We start from the raw sequence: 14,726 nt of genomic DNA on the forward strand, positions 1-14,726 counted from the left end.
ATAGTGCGTGTTCAAAAAGTCAGGTTTTCAGCACCGAGAAGGTTGAATGAAGCTAGGGACTGAGGAGCGGAGCGTACTTGGGTACGTGAGCACCGGAAGTCCCGGCTGAATTCAAGATTCGATGTCGAGTTCGCTTCCTGACTTCCTTCGTGATCAAAAGATGACTTTTTGAACTACCTCTTAAAATCAGCTTCCTCGATAAGTACTGTAACCTCCCGGCGCAACGAGCAGCGGAATATGATAATGCTGCTCTGCATCGGCAATGCGGAACCGGATCGGGATGATATCCCACAACGGCTGTTCTGAGATCCCGGAGTTATAGACCTGTTTCAGATAAACTCCAGCTCCGAATCTCAGCTCATATAGGCCTGGCACAACTTCCGGGCCTTCCAGCAGAGGAGACACGGAGCGCCCGTTTTCGTTCGTCAAGCTTTCAGCCACCAACTCCCACGTGTTATCCCCGGTTATGCAGTACAGCTCAATTTGCATCCCTGCTGCCGGCTTTCCCCGCCCGGTATCCAGTACATGGGTTGTAATCCGTCCCGCCATCAAGACCCATTCACCCCTTGATGCTTATTGAGCCAATCCTCCAGCCTGAAGCCGGCAATCCGTAACACCTGTTCTACAGCTGTTCTCCGTTCTTCCTTTTCGGAATGATGAATGCGCCGCTTGGCCGCTTCAATAATGGTTGCCGGTGTGTGCCCTTTTACAGCCAGAATAAATGGAAAAGCAAACTTCTCCGTATAACGCCGATTCAACTCTGTCAGATCCTCATATTGCGCCGGAGACAGGGAATCCAGCCCCGCCCCTGCCTGCTCCATTACCGAATCGGGACTCATGGCCATTCTGGTTCCCAGATCGGGATGGCTGTGCAGCAGCTGCAGCACCGCTTCCGGCTCCGCCTGTTCCACAATCGTCTTCATCTCTTCGAACATATGTGAAGGAGACATAAAGGGCCTCTTCTCCCATGCTTGCTCCGCAATCCACGGCGAATGCTCAAAAAGAGTGCCGAAAGCAGCTGCAAACTGTGCAAGATCAAGGCTGTTAATGTACTCCGTCACCGCCGTATCGCTCATTGTCCTGCCTCCCATGCTGCTTGATTAAACGTAATTGTAAAACCCGCTCTCTCACACGACAATGTTAATAACGCATTATTGTCACTTAAACTAACATTATGAAAAAAATTTGGTCATCGTGCATGAAGCCATGTTATTCGCCCCGCTTTTGATCAGCTGATTGCAGGAATTTACGAAATGTGAATGCCATCTTCAATTTCAAAAGGTCATTATTCTTCTTGAAATCCATCTGCAGCAGGCCCGCGATCTTATCCATTCGGTAAGTTACCGTATTCCTGTGCACGTAGAGGCGTTTGGCCGCTTCATTGATGAGCCCGTCATGCTCTATAAAAGCTTCCAGCGTAAGCATCAGCATATGATTTGCTTCCCCGTCGTGCAGCAGTGGTTCCAGCAGCTTGTCGCAGTAATTGGACATCACCTCCGCAGGCACATGCTGATACACGTATGCAAACTCCAGCGTATCAAATTGCAGCGCCGTATCCTCCATGCCGAACCTGATCGCAAGCTTGCGCGTCTCCAGACATTCCTGGTACGCTTCCCGGAGCTGGGCAAGCCCGGGCTTCATTTTGCTGATCCAGAACCGGGGCTCGGGTTCATTTTTGGCACGCTGGCTTTCGATAATATCGCTGAACCTGCTGGACAGAAACTTCACCAGCCGCTCCCCGCTGTCTTTGCTCGCCGGGCAGCTATAGATGGATAATATTCCTTGATCGACATGAAAATGATGGGCAGAGCTCAGTTGCATAAGCGGATTGTATTGCAGCTCCCTGTGAATTTGCTTCAGCAGCTTTTGGGAGGACAAAGCCGCAGGCTCCAGGGTGGTAAGCACACATTGGTAAGCTCCCTCCGCAAGGGAGACTCCTTTACCTGCAGTATAGCTGCCGAGATCGGAGGAACTGATTTTGCCGTTCAAATACTGCATCATGACCGTCTTCATCTCATCCTGAACTGTCGGGTGAATGTGCTCTCTGTAGGTCAAATCCATGTAATAAGCCAGCACCTCCGCAGCCTGCTGGTACAGCCCTTCCTCAGATCTGGGTGAATGGGGAGATTCCGTGAACACAAGCAGAAAACCGTACTCCTCCTCCTGCTGTCTGATGGGCAGGCGGTGACAGAGACCGGCACGCCATTTGGTCTTGGAATACATCGGCTTCCACGGCCACCCCTGCATCAGACCGGGCTGCGCACCTTCATCGGTGTTGGCGAACAGAACATGCCCTCTTGATCCGATCACAGCGAGGCGGCATCCAAGCACCTCAGAAAGCCCAGCGAACACATTGGGGTCCGTGCCTTTTCTCAGGGCGAATTGCATCAATCGCTTTTGCCTGTCGACAATGGACTGCAAGGCCTTGGTGCTGCGTTCATACTCGGCGCGAAACAGGGCATCTATCTGATCGGAAAACGTAAATTGAAAAGGAAGTTCAAGCAGCGGAAACTTCAGCCGGTCCGCTTCCTCAATGACCTGCTCGGGAATATGCTGCCAGAAGCGGCCCAGCTTGACGCCAAGTCCCGCACAGCCCCGTTCGTCCAGCCGCTGCAGCAGCCGCATGACCCCCTCCTGGCTATCTTTAAAAATGAAGCCTGTTGTAAACAGCATTTCACCGTTTTTTATCCAGTCCGCTATATCGGGTGCATCCATAACATTGACCGACTTCATCATTCTCATTGTTCCCTCAGAGCCGGCTACCAGCTTCGCTTCGGAGAGGGGATAAATGCTTAAAGCTTCTTTTACCGTCAGTCGCATGATGATACCTCCCTTTTAATTATCGTGTTATGTTATATATCCATTTTTAGTTTGTTAGTTATTATAACATCCTCTCTCGAGAAAAAACTGACATGAGCTCTTGAATTTTTTTCACACAAAAAAACCGTGTCACCTCTTACGGATGCACGGTTTTTAGCTTCTTCGTCATATGCTTGGCTCTCGTCCGAGCCAGAGGTTCATTCGTGAATTAAATCATTTTGGCCGGATCGACATACTGGTCAAACTGCTCTTCGGTTAACAATCCGGTCTTAAGAGCGGCTTCCTTCAATGACAGTCCCTCTGCATGAGCAAGCTTCGCGATTTTGGCCGCATTTTCATATCCGATGTAAGGATTCAATGCGGTGACAAGCATGAGCGAGTTATGCAGGTTATGCTCGATTTTCGCCATATTCGGCTCAATGCCAACCGCGCAGTTGTCATTAAAGGCAACGATGGAATCGGCCAGCAGATACACCGATTGCAGGAAATTGTAAATGATGACAGGCTTGAACACATTGAGCTCAAAATTACCCTGGCTGGCCGCAAAGCCGATCGCCGCATCATTGCCCATCACCTGCGTAACGACCATCGTTAACGCTTCACTTTGAGTAGGGTTAACTTTGCCCGGCATAATGGAGCTTCCCGGTTCATTGGCCGGAATCGTGATTTCGCCAAGGCCGCTGCGCGGTCCGCTTGCGAGCCAGCGCACATCGTTGGCGATTTTCATCAAATCGGCGGCCAGTGCCTTCACGGCCCCATGAACCGCTACGACCTCATCATGGCTGGTGAGGGCATGAAACTTGTTCGGCGCCGATGTAAACGTTTTGCCTGTGAAACCGGAAATCTCGGCGGATGTCATCGCCCCGAACTCCGGATGGGCGTTAATTCCGGTGCCCACAGCCGTTCCGCCAATGGCCAGTTCTTTCATGTATTCGACCGTATCGGTGATCATGCGGGCACTCTTGTCCAGCATCGCCTCCCAGCCGCTGATTTCTTGACCGAGGGTTAACGGGGTGGCGTCCTGCAGGTGTGTGCGGCCGATTTTGATGATGTCCTTGAACTGCTCTGACTTGCTGTGGAACGTCTCTTTCAGCTTGGCTATGGCAGGCAGCAGATGATCCTCTACAGCGAGCACACCTGCAACGTGCAGGGCCGTCGGAAACGTATCGTTGGAGCTTTGCGACATATTCACATCATCATTGGGATGCAGACGCTCTTCTTTGCCGTTCTGTTCCAGCCACTGGCTGCCAAGGCGGGCAATGACTTCGTTCACGTTCATATTCGACTGTGTGCCGCTTCCGGTCTGCCATACGACCAGTGGAAAATGATCATTCAGCTTGCCAGTCAAAATTTCATCTGCAGCATATACGATCGCATCCTGCTTGTCCGCCGATAGCTTGCCCAACTGGTGGTTGCTGATCGCTGCGCTCTTCTTGAGTACTGCAAAGGCATAAATGACCTCTATGGGCATTTTTTCCGTGCCGATCGGGAAATTCTCCTTGCTGCGCTGGGTTTGAGCACCCCAAAGACGGTCCGCGGGAACTTTGATTTCACCAATGGTATCTTTTTCAATCCGGTATTCCACTGCAATTCCTCCCTCATCGTATGTACTGCATGTTCTCTCAAAATTTATGACTTCCTGTCACATTATACCGCATCTACGATCAATCTTCACCGTTTTTTGCAAGCGCTTTTTTGTATAAGAATTAAGTTTACATAATTATTGATATGTAAACTTAGATATCATGCATTCTCATCAAGCATCGCCGGAATGTTGATTTCTTTCACACAGGATGCTCTGGAGAGATGAATGACACATTTGACCAGTGAAACGATATCCTGTAATGGAATTTGTGTCCCCTGATAAGCTGACAAAACTTTCTCCACCCCGTCTTTATAAGGAACCTGGGTTGCAATTTCTCCCGGATTGATAACGGTTACCCCGATACCATACTTTTTCACATGCTCCCTTAAAGAGTTGCCGATACCGCGCAGTCCAAACTTGGAAGCCGTAAATGACACCTGGGTAAAATGATTGTTCTCAAGCCCGGCAGTCGAACCGATCAAGATGATTTTTGCGTTATCCGATTTTCTCAGATTGGGCAGCAGCTTTTGAATACAATTAATGGCGGATACGATATTAACATTTAGAATATTAACGATTTCAGCAGTATCATCCTGCTCAAAGTCATAGTCTTCCCTGAAGCCATTGCTCTCCCATATCCCAACGTTATAAATAAGCACATCTAGAGCAGTGTCATTGAATGCATCGGCAATCTTATTACCCGCTTCGACCGAAGTCAGATCTGCTTTGATCCAATATCTGTTGACTCCATCATCAAGCTGCAACGTCTCTGGACGGCTTCTGGAAACGATCCAGACATGGTCTCCCGCCTCGGGCAATTCTTTGACGAAGGATTCCCCCAGCCCTTTACTGGCTCCGAAAATTATAAAGTTTCGCATCCTATCTCCCCTCACACTACAAGTCTGCTATTCTTCCCCCTCTAGGCTACCAAAAAATTGTTATTATCCTAGATTGAATAATATGAAAATGGGCTGCCCCAAACGAAAACCATACGGTTCGGGACAGCCCATGGCTCACATTCAGCCAAGCGGGTGAATTTCCGGATATTGAGCCTACCAAACGGTCTCGTCTACAGCTCTTTCCACATCCTGCGCCCGCAGCCCGCTTGAAGCAACGCCTTCATTGCTGCCTCTTCCTTCCCAACTCTCAACTTCATCGGGAATCCGGATAAATGCAGTACAGGCTGGCGCTTTGTTCGAACCGTTCACCTGGCGATAATTGGACCAGGCCTGCTTCCTCTGGTGCAATATTGCTCAGGTTAGGAGCGTTGACCCTGTTCATTTGTGGTTCAGGACAGATAAATGAACGGCTTGCGCGGTTGTTCCAAATCATCCAGTGCTTGTAGGAAGTGCCGACATCATATACCAGTTTGACCCCTGTCCGAAGATCCGTAAGCTCCATATAATTGCGCCCATTTTGCGGAACAGCCGTGTAATGGTTGTCCATAGCCGCAAAATACGGGTTAACACCTTCCGTCTTCATGGCCTGTTCTTCTTCAGACAGCGGCAGCAGCCTGCCGGTTGGCAAGGAGCGCTCATTCAGTTCAATACGTTCGCCAATGGTAATCTTGATCCGGTAATCGTCAGGCGTGCTGCCGGCAGCAAAGGGTGCGTTAATGGCGGTATGAAACGCAAACAGGTTAGGCATCGCTTCCGTTCCCTCATTCACAATAGAATACTGTTGGTGCAGGCCAGTACCGTCCAGGTTATAACGCAGATAGACCGTGAATTTAAACGGAAGGTACCGATACATCGGATGTTGTTCATCTACCTTTTGACTGATCAATACATAGCTTTCCACATCGGTCGTGCCGGAGGCGACGACTTTCCATGGCACGTTATGCAGAAAGCCGTGCAGGTGATTATGTGTCGCTTGCTCATTGATCGGCAGCTCATACACGGTTCCTTTCCAAGGGAATTTACCATCCTCGTAACGGTTTGGCGGAAAGAGAAAAGGAATTCCGTATACCGAAGGATTGGTGATGAAGTCATTCATTGCATTTTCGTCCGGCTCCCGTAAAAAGCGGTATCCTCGCTCCGTATCCCGGAACGCCACCAGATTTCCGCCATATTCCGGAATCAACACGGCCTCGTACGTTCCGAACTTCAACCAAATTGCGTCCAGGCCATTAAACGGCTCTTGATAAACAGTGTGCTCGATAGACATGTGAAACCTCCTTGAAAATATGTATCCTGTTCTATAAACTTATGAAAACGCTAATATGTCTGTCGGCAAGACTATACCACGCTCTGTGCAAAAATTCCATTGCAAAAAGAAAACGGCCCTCCCAGGCCGCTTGATTCAGACATATTTGCCTTCCTTCGGCACCGCCATTTCCTCGAAATGCTCTGCCATCTGCTGCAGCTGGCGATCCAGTTCGGCCCCCTTCATGACAGGACCGTGACCTGTTACAACAGTGGCAGGGCGATGCTTCGCAATCAGCTCAACCGAACGCCTGGCGGCAGCCCAATCGGTAGTGAAATAAGTCGGCGGGCCATGGATCTCCCCTGCCTGCTGTACGACGGCCAGAGCCGATTCCTGTTTCACACTGATCATAGCATCCCCGGAAACGAGCATCCGATCCGCCGGCCGGAGAAGAGATACATGTCCGGGCGTATGCCCGGGTGTATGAAGCCAGCTCCAGCCTGGTGCCCCCGGTACGGTGCCGTCGGCAGGGAGCGGCTCCACACGATCATCCAGATCGATTGCTTCATTCGGGTACAGAAAGGATACGCCTGCCAGCAAGCCGCCTCCTACAGAGGGGTCTGCTGGAAGATAATCCTGCCACCCCGTGAGATAAGGAAGCTCCAGCGGGTGCGCGTACACCGGAGAACCCCAATGCTGGATCAGGCCGATTACTGTGCCTACATGGTCAAAATGGCCGTGTGTCAGGATGATTGCCGACGGCGGCCCGGGGTATCTGGCTTCAGCAACCGCGATAATGGCGTCTTGAAATCCGGGCATACCGGTATCCACCAATACCCAGCCACGGCGGCCCGGCTCACCTATAAACACCGTATTCACAAATAATGTTCGCAGCTTCAGAATGTCTGGAGCAGCCTCTTCCGTTGCTGTCAATCCATCGAAGATCAGGGAATCTGTCATATGCAAGGAACCTCCAGTATACACGGAAATATCTCAGGTGAATGCTCCCACCGCCTGAAGAGGCGGGGGCTTCTTGTTTCAATGATCGCTGCCTTTCCATAGGAAAGGTCTAACTGGATCTCCACAAGCGTTCGATGCGGCACGCATCCCGTTCGGGGCAAACCCTCCCTACGGTCTTCGGTCCATCACGCTACGATGTTCAAAGCCCGCTGCAAAATGACCTGGGCCGAAACGATGTCCCTGTCCTGCACCAGTCCGCATGCTTCGCATTCATGAAGCCGGATCGCCAACGTTTTGGGAACATCCGCACCGCATACGCAGGTTTGCGATGTGCCGTGGGCGGGCACTTGTACGAGTCGCTTCCCCTGTTTTGCGGCTTTATACGACAGATACGTGATGAACATTCGCCATCCGGCATCTAAGATGCTTTTGGACAGCCGGCGATTGCGGATCATGTTCTTCACTTTCAGTTGCTCCACCGCAATCAGGTCATGTCCCTGAACGATGCGATGCGATTGTTTGTGCAAAAAATCTTTGCGCTGCCGCGCCACTTTCTGGTGGATGTTCGCGACTTTCCGTTTGGCCTTCTGCCGGTTGCGGGAACCGCGCGCTTTGCGGGATAGCCGCCGCTGGGCGCGTCTGAGCCGCTTCTCCGCTCTTCGCAGATACCGTGGGTTGTCCACCTTCGTCTCATCGGACAGCGCCGCAAACGTGCGTAGCCCGACGTCGATGCCCACGGCTGTTTCCGCCGTCTGGCCTGCTTCCGCTGCCTCTATGTTCACGCCGATCCCCGCGATCCACCCGTCTGCATGCCGTTTCACGTTGATTTGGGTCACCTTCGCCCGGTCGAACGGACGGTGTGTCCGCATGCGGACAAAGCCGATTTTGGACAGATAGACGTATCCATCCCGGGCGAAAGTCTTGTCTACCGCACCCGGCTGAGGGTACGTGAAGGGGAGATATCGGTCGGCTGACTTATAGTGAGGAAAGCCCGCATCGCCGCGAAAGAACCGCTGATAGGCATCATCCAAACGCCGCAGGCAATCTTGCAGCACTTGCGAATGAACTTCTTTATACTCGGGAAATTCCTTCTTGAAGGCGGGCAATCCATTCTGCTGCTTGGCGTAGGTTACGGTTTTGCCCTCTTGGTTGTAGACGGTATCCCGTTGCTCCTTCGCCCGATTGTAAAGCTTCCGGCACAAGATCAACGTTCGAATCATGCGTTCTTCCTGTTCGGGGGTCGGGTAGAGGCGAAATTGATACGTGATTTGCACGAAGGGTCACCGCCTTAATAAGAACGTATATTCCCATCATACCACACAAACATTCGACTAGGAAAGCACGCGCCTCATACAATAAACAAGTGCATAGGCTTCGCCTAACCGAGAATTCATCCCCTACCTGCAGAGGAAGGGGACTTCTCACGGAAAGATGTTAAACACCTAATGGTGTTCCCGTACCCTTGTCATCATATGATGTCCAGCCTAAAGATAGTCCAACAATCTGCCTGCATAGCCTCTCTTTATTCCTGAAGAGAGGCTTGAGCCGCCTCCAGCAACAGATCGAACAGATCATCGTCTTCCTCCAGCCTCGCGTCAACAGCCAGCATCTCCTCCTCGTTGCGCAATCCTTCAGCAAAATGGAGGCTATAGTCCCAATCCTTTCCCTTCTTGCTATAGAGCAGAACTTCATACGAGGATTGATTGCCCGCGAGCGTGAAAATAACCTGGCCCATATAAACGCCATCCTCGCCCCTTTTCATTGCTGCCTGTTTAATTTGAACCTCTTGTGATAATTCTGTCATGCCCATCATCTCCCCATATGTAAAAATGCTCTGTTTGCAAAGGCTTGTCCGTTATACAACGGCGGCTGATTTGTGAACCTTATCTTTCCATTGTACAATAGAAAAGATACATACGATACAGCGAAAGCGTATCATCCTTTAAAACGGAGGAATGAACATGTCAAACTTTCAGCAAAAGCTGCAAAAATATGCCGAACTGGCCGTCCGCATTGGAGTCAATGTACAACAGGGCCAAACACTTGTCGTGCATGCGCCGATTTCGGCTGCCGAATTTGTCCGGCTTATCGTTAAAGAAGCCTATGCAGCGGGCTCCAACCTGGTCAAGGTAAATTGGAGTGACGAGACAGTTACGCGCCTGCAGTATGAAATGGCACCTGATGAGACGTTCGAGATTCCGCCAAAATGGTATGCCGCGGAAATGACCGAGCTGGTCGAAAATGGGGGAGCCGTGCTGCATGTGCTTGCAGAAGATCCTGATCTGCTGGCAGGCATCCCTTCCAGCCGCATTCAGGCGTCGCAACGCGTCCGGGCTACCGCATTGGCCAAATACCGCGCCTACCAGATGGCGGACAAGTTCAGCTGGTCAATTGTTGCCGTGCCTTCCGCCGCATGGGCCGCGAAGGTGTTCCCGGACGCTCCAGCCGCAGAGCAGGTGGACAAGCTGTGGGATGCCATTTTTAATACCGTGCGTCTGAGTGAGCCTGATCCGGTGGCGGCCTGGAACGATCATCTGCAAAACCTGCAATCCAAGTCGGATGTGCTTAACAGCAAGAACTATCATAAGCTGCACTATACCGCGCCCGGCACGGACCTGACCATCGAGCTGCCTGAAGGTCATATATGGGCGCAAGGGGACAGCATTAACGCACAGGGACATAGTTATGTAGCCAACATGCCGACAGAGGAAGTATTTACAGCTCCGCTCAAAACCGGCGTAAACGGCAAAGTCCACAGCACCAAACCGCTCAGCTACGGCGGCAATATTATCGACAATTTCACCCTTACCTTTGAGAATGGCCGCATTGTGGACGTGCAGGCACAAACCGGGCTGGAAACGCTGCAGCACCTGATTGAAATGGATGAGGGGGCCCATTATTTAGGCGAGGTGGCCCTGGTGCCGCACCATTCCCCCATCTCGGAGAGCAACATTTTGTTTTACAACACCCTGTTTGATGAAAATGCCTCCAATCATCTCGCAATCGGCACGGCGTATTCCTTCTGTCTGAAGGGTGGCAAGGACATGACGCAGGAGCAGCTGGCCGAGCACGGCCTGAACCACAGTCTGACCCATGTCGATTTTATGATCGGCTCTGCAGACATGGACATCGATGGCATCACACATGACGGACAACGTGAGCCTGTTTTCCGCAAGGGCAACTGGGCATTTTAACTCAACAAAGTAAATTGAACAACCAAAAAGGAGTACCCTGCGTCATTTGATACGGCTGCAGGGTACTCCTTTTCTGCGGGGGCCGATCAGGCCCCCGCTTCTTCAATAATAACCTCTTCTTTCATAAGCCGGACACGTGAGATCCGTTTATTCTCCGTCTCTTCCACCATAATCAGGAAGCCATTATGGGCAACAGATTGTCCCGGCTGGGGAGGAATGGCTTCAATATGCGAGTACATCCACCCTCCGACCGTATCGAGATCCTCGCTGCTCAGTTCAAGACCGAAATGGTCGTTGAACTCTTCAATCAGCATCATGCCGTCGATGGAGAATTCTTCTTCCCCGATCTGCTCCAGCACTGGCCGCTCCTGATCAAATTCATCCTGAATTTCACCCACGATTTCTTCCATAATGTCTTCAAGGGTGACGAGGCCGGAGGTCCCGCCATATTCGTCGATCAGGATCGCAATTTGCGTCTTGCTGCGCTGCATCTTTTTCAGCAAATCGCTGATCTGTGTCGACTCGGGAACAGCCAGGATCGGCCTGATCATCGTGCGGGTATCCAAAGTATCCGCCCGCAGCAGATCCTTGATATGAATGAACCCGATAATATGATCCTTGTCTTCCCCGCAGATCGGATAGCGGGTTCGCATGCTGTCCAGAGCGATGGCCAAGTTCTCTTCTGTCGAAAAATGACTGTACAGACAGATCATTTCCGTTCGCGGAATCATAATCTCACGCGCCGTGGTTGTCGAAAAATCAAATATATTATCAACAAGCGCCAATTCTGTGTTATCAATTAGTCCGCTTTTATTGCTTTCTTTCATCAGTATGCGGATTTCCTCTTCGGTATGAGCGGATCCATCATATTCAGATACCGGCTCGGTCCGGAATAACCGCAGCAGTCGGTTGGCCAGGCCGTTCAGTACCCAGATAAATGGATACATGATCTTATAAAACCATGTCATCAAGACGGCCGAGTGTAATGTAATCTTTTCTGCATTGCGGATGGCGATCGTCTTTGGAGCCAATTCACCAAGCACAATATGAAGAATGGTAATCAGGATAAAAGCAATGACAACGGCGGTTCCGTGTACATAGACGGGTCCAAGACCCGCAGACGCAAACAGCGGCTCAATCAGGCCAGCAATGGCGGGTTCGCCGATCCATCCCAATCCCAGGGATGCCAGGGTGATGCCCAACTGACAAGCGGATAAATAAGCGTCCAGATTATGAATCATGTTTGAGGCATAAGCAGCCCTCTTGTTGCCGGTATCCATCAGCATATCGATCCGGCTCCCCCTGACCTTGACCATGGCAAACTCAGCGGATACAAAAAAGCCGTTAAGCAGTACCAAAAAGAGGACTGCCACCAAATTCAAAATTATGGGTAAAGGATCACTACTCAATAAATTTCCCTATCCGTCCTCGTTGCAGACAGACAGGAGCACCTCCTTCGATTGGTTTGTACTGTACTGTGATTGAATCCAAGACTCAGCTTCAACTTCCCAACGGGCTCACTCCTCTTCTCATAAGTAAATTCTTATATTACATTATATAGTTATAGACTACACAACGAAATAGCCAGCTATGACTGCAAACACGGAAGATAACCCGATTTTATGCAGATTTTAGCTGATATCCGGTATTTTGAGGCCGAAAAGCCCGATTTTGCTCCAAAACGACAGTTAACCCTCTGCTCAGCAGAGGGTTCGTACATCATATGAGAGGAAAAATGATTTATCTCGACGTTGTCGGAGGATTGCCCATGACTCCGGGATACTGATAGACGAGCGGCTCGTTAAAGGTGGCATAGTCGAGGTTCACCATTAATAGCATAATCCGCATGCCTGACGGGTCGCTGATAATAATATGATCACGGCCGGCGGCTTCCACTTTTCCTTTGAAAATTTTGGCGTTCCAGTCTTTATTGTTCTCATAGGTCATATAAAAAGTACCTGTTTTTCCAAGATTCAAACGCAAAATGTTCTCGATGTAGGATTGTTCAAACTGCGGCGCCTGTACGACGGTTCCTGTCGGGGTCATCATGCTTCCGCTGTTAACCTGTGGCGGAACCATGCCTTGACCTGTAACGTTCATGCCCATGTTCGTTCCCATCGGCATCATCCCGGCTTGGGGCATCATCTGCACGGGTGCGGCATTGGATGCAAATCTGTACGGATCCGTGAACCCCCCCTCATATGCATATGGCGGATAAAATTGAGACATCATTGAATACCCTCCCTGAATATGTTCTTTCTTCCAAAAATGCGTGTTCAAAAAGTCAGGTTTTCAGCACCGAGAAGGTTGAATGAAGCTAGGGACTGAGGAGCGGAGCGTACTTGGGGTACGTGAGCACCGGAAGGCCCGGCTGAATTCAAGATTCGATGTCGAGTCCGCTTCCTGACTTCCTTCGTGATCAAAAGATGACTTTTTGAACTACCTCTAATAAACTGCAGGACAGTCAGCTGCTGACGGGTTATAGAAGCAATGAGCTTTAAAACGGCCTGAGTGGCTTTGGTTATACCATGTTCCGGGACAGCCGCCAGCAGGCCTGAAAAACCATAAAGCGTTGGAAGCCGGCCAAATTTTTTCTCCGTTGATGACCCGCCGGGCAAGCCGGATATCCCGTTCACGAGCCCTTTGATAAAAATACCCCTTCTGTGTTGCTTCAAAGCCGCCAGGGCTCTGAAAAACCATCTGCTTCATCTGCCGGATATCCCTGAAATCGAGGCAGTTGCCGAGAATGCGGTTCACGCCGACATTGCCGACCATCAGCATTCCCTGCTCCCCTTCGCCCTCGGCTTCCGCTCTCATCAGGCGGCCCAGCAGCTTGACGTCCTCTGAATTGGATTTGATGACAGCCACCCAATCCCCTCCTTGCTTCTGATTACATACTATATCGTATTGTGCATCCGCCTATTAGGTGACTTGTTCGGATACAAAAAAATACCTTTCCGAAACTTCTCGTTCCGGAAAGGTATAGTCCTCCGTGAAGGCATTTACCTCAATATAACGACTCCTTTCTATATTATGAAACCTTCCAGGCGGCCGCAGAAACAAGAATGAGCGATGGATTGCACGTTCCTGCTGCGCTCACCCGGACACCATGCCTCCGGTGCCCATGGAATGGGGACGATGGTCGCGCTCAAACCCGATATACCTGGTCCCCTGGAAGGTCAGCCTGCCCGAATCCCCCTCCGAGCACATCCCGTACTGCTCCCCGTTCACTTTAAACTCGAGTCTGTCCCCGCTCTCTACTTCAAAGGTTAAATAATACAATGTAGTCGTAGCAGGGGACGAATCGTCCAGCTGTCTTTGCTGTATATACATTCGTCTGGAGGCGATGCGGGAGCTTACCGTCAGCACCGGCTCTGTCCGGTTCCGCTTCCAGCCCAAAATTTCCTTCCCGGCCGACAAAATGATAATTCCAAGTATCATGACAAAAAAGACAGGAAATACGGTTCCCATCAAATCAAACATCCATAGTGATTCGAACCCCACAGAATGATCCCCCTTTACGAAGTAGAGAGCTGTTCTTCCTTCTCCCCATGTATATGCCCGAGCGGCAAATACTTGACCACGCCTGGCCCCGACTTTTACCAGCAACAGCAAAAGCCTCTCCGAAACAGCGTTCGGGAGGCTTCAGCCAAATTTGTATTTGAAATGGGGCCATGCAGCTCATGCTGTAGCACCTTAAGCGTGAACCTGCCGCAGATACCATTGGGTTTCATCGCTTTCTGCCTCCATCCGGTTTTGCTCTGCATAATGCTCAGCACAGCGTCTGCAATCATCTTCAGTCGTACATTCACTTGCATCGATACAGGTGTAGCAGAATTGAAGCAGATATGCGGTCATGTTCGGCTCGACATTCGGATTAGCTTTCAAGGGGATCACTCCTCAAGTTCTTTATGTACCCATTATAACAACAGGAGCTCGATAATATTGTGATTATTTTCACATATAAAACAAAAATTGAAGCACTACAAATTGAAAAACAAGCAGACGGCAATCACCGCTGC

The 14,726-nt window shown here is 50.5% G+C and carries 15 protein-coding genes; 1 reads left to right on the forward strand and 14 read right to left on the reverse strand.

Annotated elements, in window-relative coordinates; all coding sequences use genetic code 11:
- Positions 1–186: 186 nt before the first annotated feature.
- The 9 genes from uraH to ACE5LO_RS00140 all read right to left on the reverse strand — a co-directional run bounded on the left by uraH (position 187) and on the right by ACE5LO_RS00140 (position 9,314).
- Positions 187–549, reverse strand: a complete 363-nt coding sequence (gene uraH, locus ACE5LO_RS00100; RefSeq protein WP_375518046.1) for a hydroxyisourate hydrolase — start codon at positions 547–549, stop codon at positions 187–189.
- On the reverse strand, positions 549–1,076 hold the full coding sequence (gene uraD, locus ACE5LO_RS00105; protein ID WP_375518047.1) for a 2-oxo-4-hydroxy-4-carboxy-5-ureidoimidazoline decarboxylase: 528 nt from the start codon (positions 1,074–1,076) through the stop codon (positions 549–551). The genes uraH and uraD overlap by 1 nt, the downstream gene beginning before the upstream one ends.
- A 133-nt stretch (positions 1,077–1,209) precedes the next feature.
- Positions 1,210–2,820, reverse strand: a complete 1,611-nt coding sequence (locus tag ACE5LO_RS00110) for a PucR family transcriptional regulator (protein ID WP_375518048.1) — start codon at positions 2,818–2,820, stop codon at positions 1,210–1,212.
- A gap of 208 nt (positions 2,821–3,028) precedes the next feature.
- Positions 3,029–4,405, reverse strand: a complete 1,377-nt coding sequence (fumC, locus tag ACE5LO_RS00115) for a class II fumarate hydratase (protein WP_375518049.1) — start codon at positions 4,403–4,405, stop codon at positions 3,029–3,031.
- A 158-nt stretch (positions 4,406–4,563) separates the two neighbouring features.
- Positions 4,564–5,283, reverse strand: a complete 720-nt coding sequence (locus ACE5LO_RS00120; protein ID WP_375518050.1) for an SDR family NAD(P)-dependent oxidoreductase — start codon at positions 5,281–5,283, stop codon at positions 4,564–4,566.
- Positions 5,284–5,557: 274 nt separating this feature from the next.
- A complete protein-coding gene (locus tag ACE5LO_RS00125) occupies positions 5,558–6,571 on the reverse strand; it encodes an aldose 1-epimerase (protein WP_375518051.1) in 1,014 nt (337 codons plus the stop codon).
- 135 nt (positions 6,572–6,706) lie between these two features.
- A complete protein-coding gene (locus ACE5LO_RS00130) occupies positions 6,707–7,510 on the reverse strand; it encodes an MBL fold metallo-hydrolase (RefSeq protein WP_375518052.1) in 804 nt (267 codons plus the stop codon).
- A 185-nt stretch (positions 7,511–7,695) separates the two neighbouring features.
- Positions 7,696–8,784 carry an RNA-guided endonuclease InsQ/TnpB family protein gene (locus ACE5LO_RS00135; RefSeq protein WP_375518053.1) on the reverse strand — a complete coding sequence of 363 codons (1,089 nt, stop codon included), beginning with the start codon at positions 8,782–8,784 and terminating at the stop codon, positions 7,696–7,698.
- A 248-nt stretch (positions 8,785–9,032) separates the two neighbouring features.
- A complete protein-coding gene (locus ACE5LO_RS00140; RefSeq protein WP_375518054.1) occupies positions 9,033–9,314 on the reverse strand; it encodes a hypothetical protein in 282 nt (93 codons plus the stop codon).
- A gap of 157 nt (positions 9,315–9,471) precedes the next feature.
- Between ACE5LO_RS00140 and ACE5LO_RS00145 the strand changes: the two genes are divergently transcribed.
- Positions 9,472–10,704: an aminopeptidase gene (locus ACE5LO_RS00145; RefSeq protein WP_375518055.1), complete on the forward strand. Its 1,233-nt coding sequence runs from the start codon at positions 9,472–9,474 to the stop codon at positions 10,702–10,704.
- Positions 10,705–10,790: 86 nt separating this feature from the next.
- On the opposite strand, the gene ACE5LO_RS00150 is transcribed toward ACE5LO_RS00145, so the two are convergent.
- The 5 genes from ACE5LO_RS00150 to ACE5LO_RS00170 all read right to left on the reverse strand — a co-directional run bounded on the left by ACE5LO_RS00150 (position 10,791) and on the right by ACE5LO_RS00170 (position 14,592).
- Positions 10,791–12,089, reverse strand: coding sequence for a hemolysin family protein (locus ACE5LO_RS00150; protein WP_375518505.1), 1,299 nt, complete (start codon positions 12,087–12,089; stop codon positions 10,791–10,793).
- 355 nt (positions 12,090–12,444) lie between these two features.
- Positions 12,445–12,831: a spore coat protein GerQ gene (gerQ, locus tag ACE5LO_RS00155; RefSeq protein ID WP_375353151.1), complete on the reverse strand. Its 387-nt coding sequence runs from the start codon at positions 12,829–12,831 to the stop codon at positions 12,445–12,447.
- 318 nt (positions 12,832–13,149) lie between these two features.
- On the reverse strand, positions 13,150–13,572 hold the full coding sequence (locus ACE5LO_RS00160; protein ID WP_375352930.1) for a cell wall hydrolase: 423 nt from the start codon (positions 13,570–13,572) through the stop codon (positions 13,150–13,152).
- 228 nt (positions 13,573–13,800) lie between these two features.
- Complete coding sequence (locus tag ACE5LO_RS00165; protein WP_375352926.1) at positions 13,801–14,208, reverse strand: DUF2500 domain-containing protein; 408 nt, start codon at positions 14,206–14,208, stop codon at positions 13,801–13,803.
- 192 nt (positions 14,209–14,400) lie between these two features.
- The gene (locus tag ACE5LO_RS00170) at positions 14,401–14,592 is read right to left on the reverse strand and encodes a hypothetical protein (protein ID WP_375518056.1); all 192 of its coding nucleotides are present in this window, start codon (positions 14,590–14,592) and stop codon (positions 14,401–14,403) included.
- Between the last annotated feature and the right edge of the window lie 134 nt (positions 14,593–14,726).

The sequence above is a fragment of the Paenibacillus medicaginis genome (genome assembly GCF_042138635.1).
Lineage (GTDB): Bacteria > Bacillota > Bacilli > Paenibacillales > Paenibacillaceae > Paenibacillus > Paenibacillus medicaginis.

What these genes read in the sequence shown, in the direction of transcription:
- uraH (WP_375518046.1), bottom strand. Translation starts at nt 549, where the DNA reads ATGGCGGGACGGATTACAACCCATGTACTGGATACCGGGCGGGGAAAG.
- uraD (WP_375518047.1), bottom strand. Translation starts at nt 1,076, where the DNA reads ATGAGCGATACGGCGGTGACGGAGTACATTAACAGCCTTGATCTTGCA.
- ACE5LO_RS00110 (WP_375518048.1), bottom strand. Translation starts at nt 2,820, where the DNA reads ATGCGACTGACGGTAAAAGAAGCTTTAAGCATTTATCCCCTCTCCGAA.
- ACE5LO_RS00120 (WP_375518050.1), bottom strand. Translation starts at nt 5,283, where the DNA reads ATGCGAAACTTTATAATTTTCGGAGCCAGTAAAGGGCTGGGGGAATCC.
- ACE5LO_RS00125 (WP_375518051.1), bottom strand. Translation starts at nt 6,571, where the DNA reads ATGTCTATCGAGCACACTGTTTATCAAGAGCCGTTTAATGGCCTGGAC.
- ACE5LO_RS00130 (WP_375518052.1), bottom strand. Translation starts at nt 7,510, where the DNA reads ATGACAGATTCCCTGATCTTCGATGGATTGACAGCAACGGAAGAGGCT.
- ACE5LO_RS00140 (WP_375518054.1), bottom strand. Translation starts at nt 9,314, where the DNA reads ATGACAGAATTATCACAAGAGGTTCAAATTAAACAGGCAGCAATGAAA.
- ACE5LO_RS00145 (WP_375518055.1), top strand. Translation starts at nt 9,472, where the DNA reads ATGTCAAACTTTCAGCAAAAGCTGCAAAAATATGCCGAACTGGCCGTC.
- gerQ (WP_375353151.1), bottom strand. Translation starts at nt 12,831, where the DNA reads ATGATGCCGATGGGAACGAACATGGGCATGAACGTTACAGGTCAAGGC.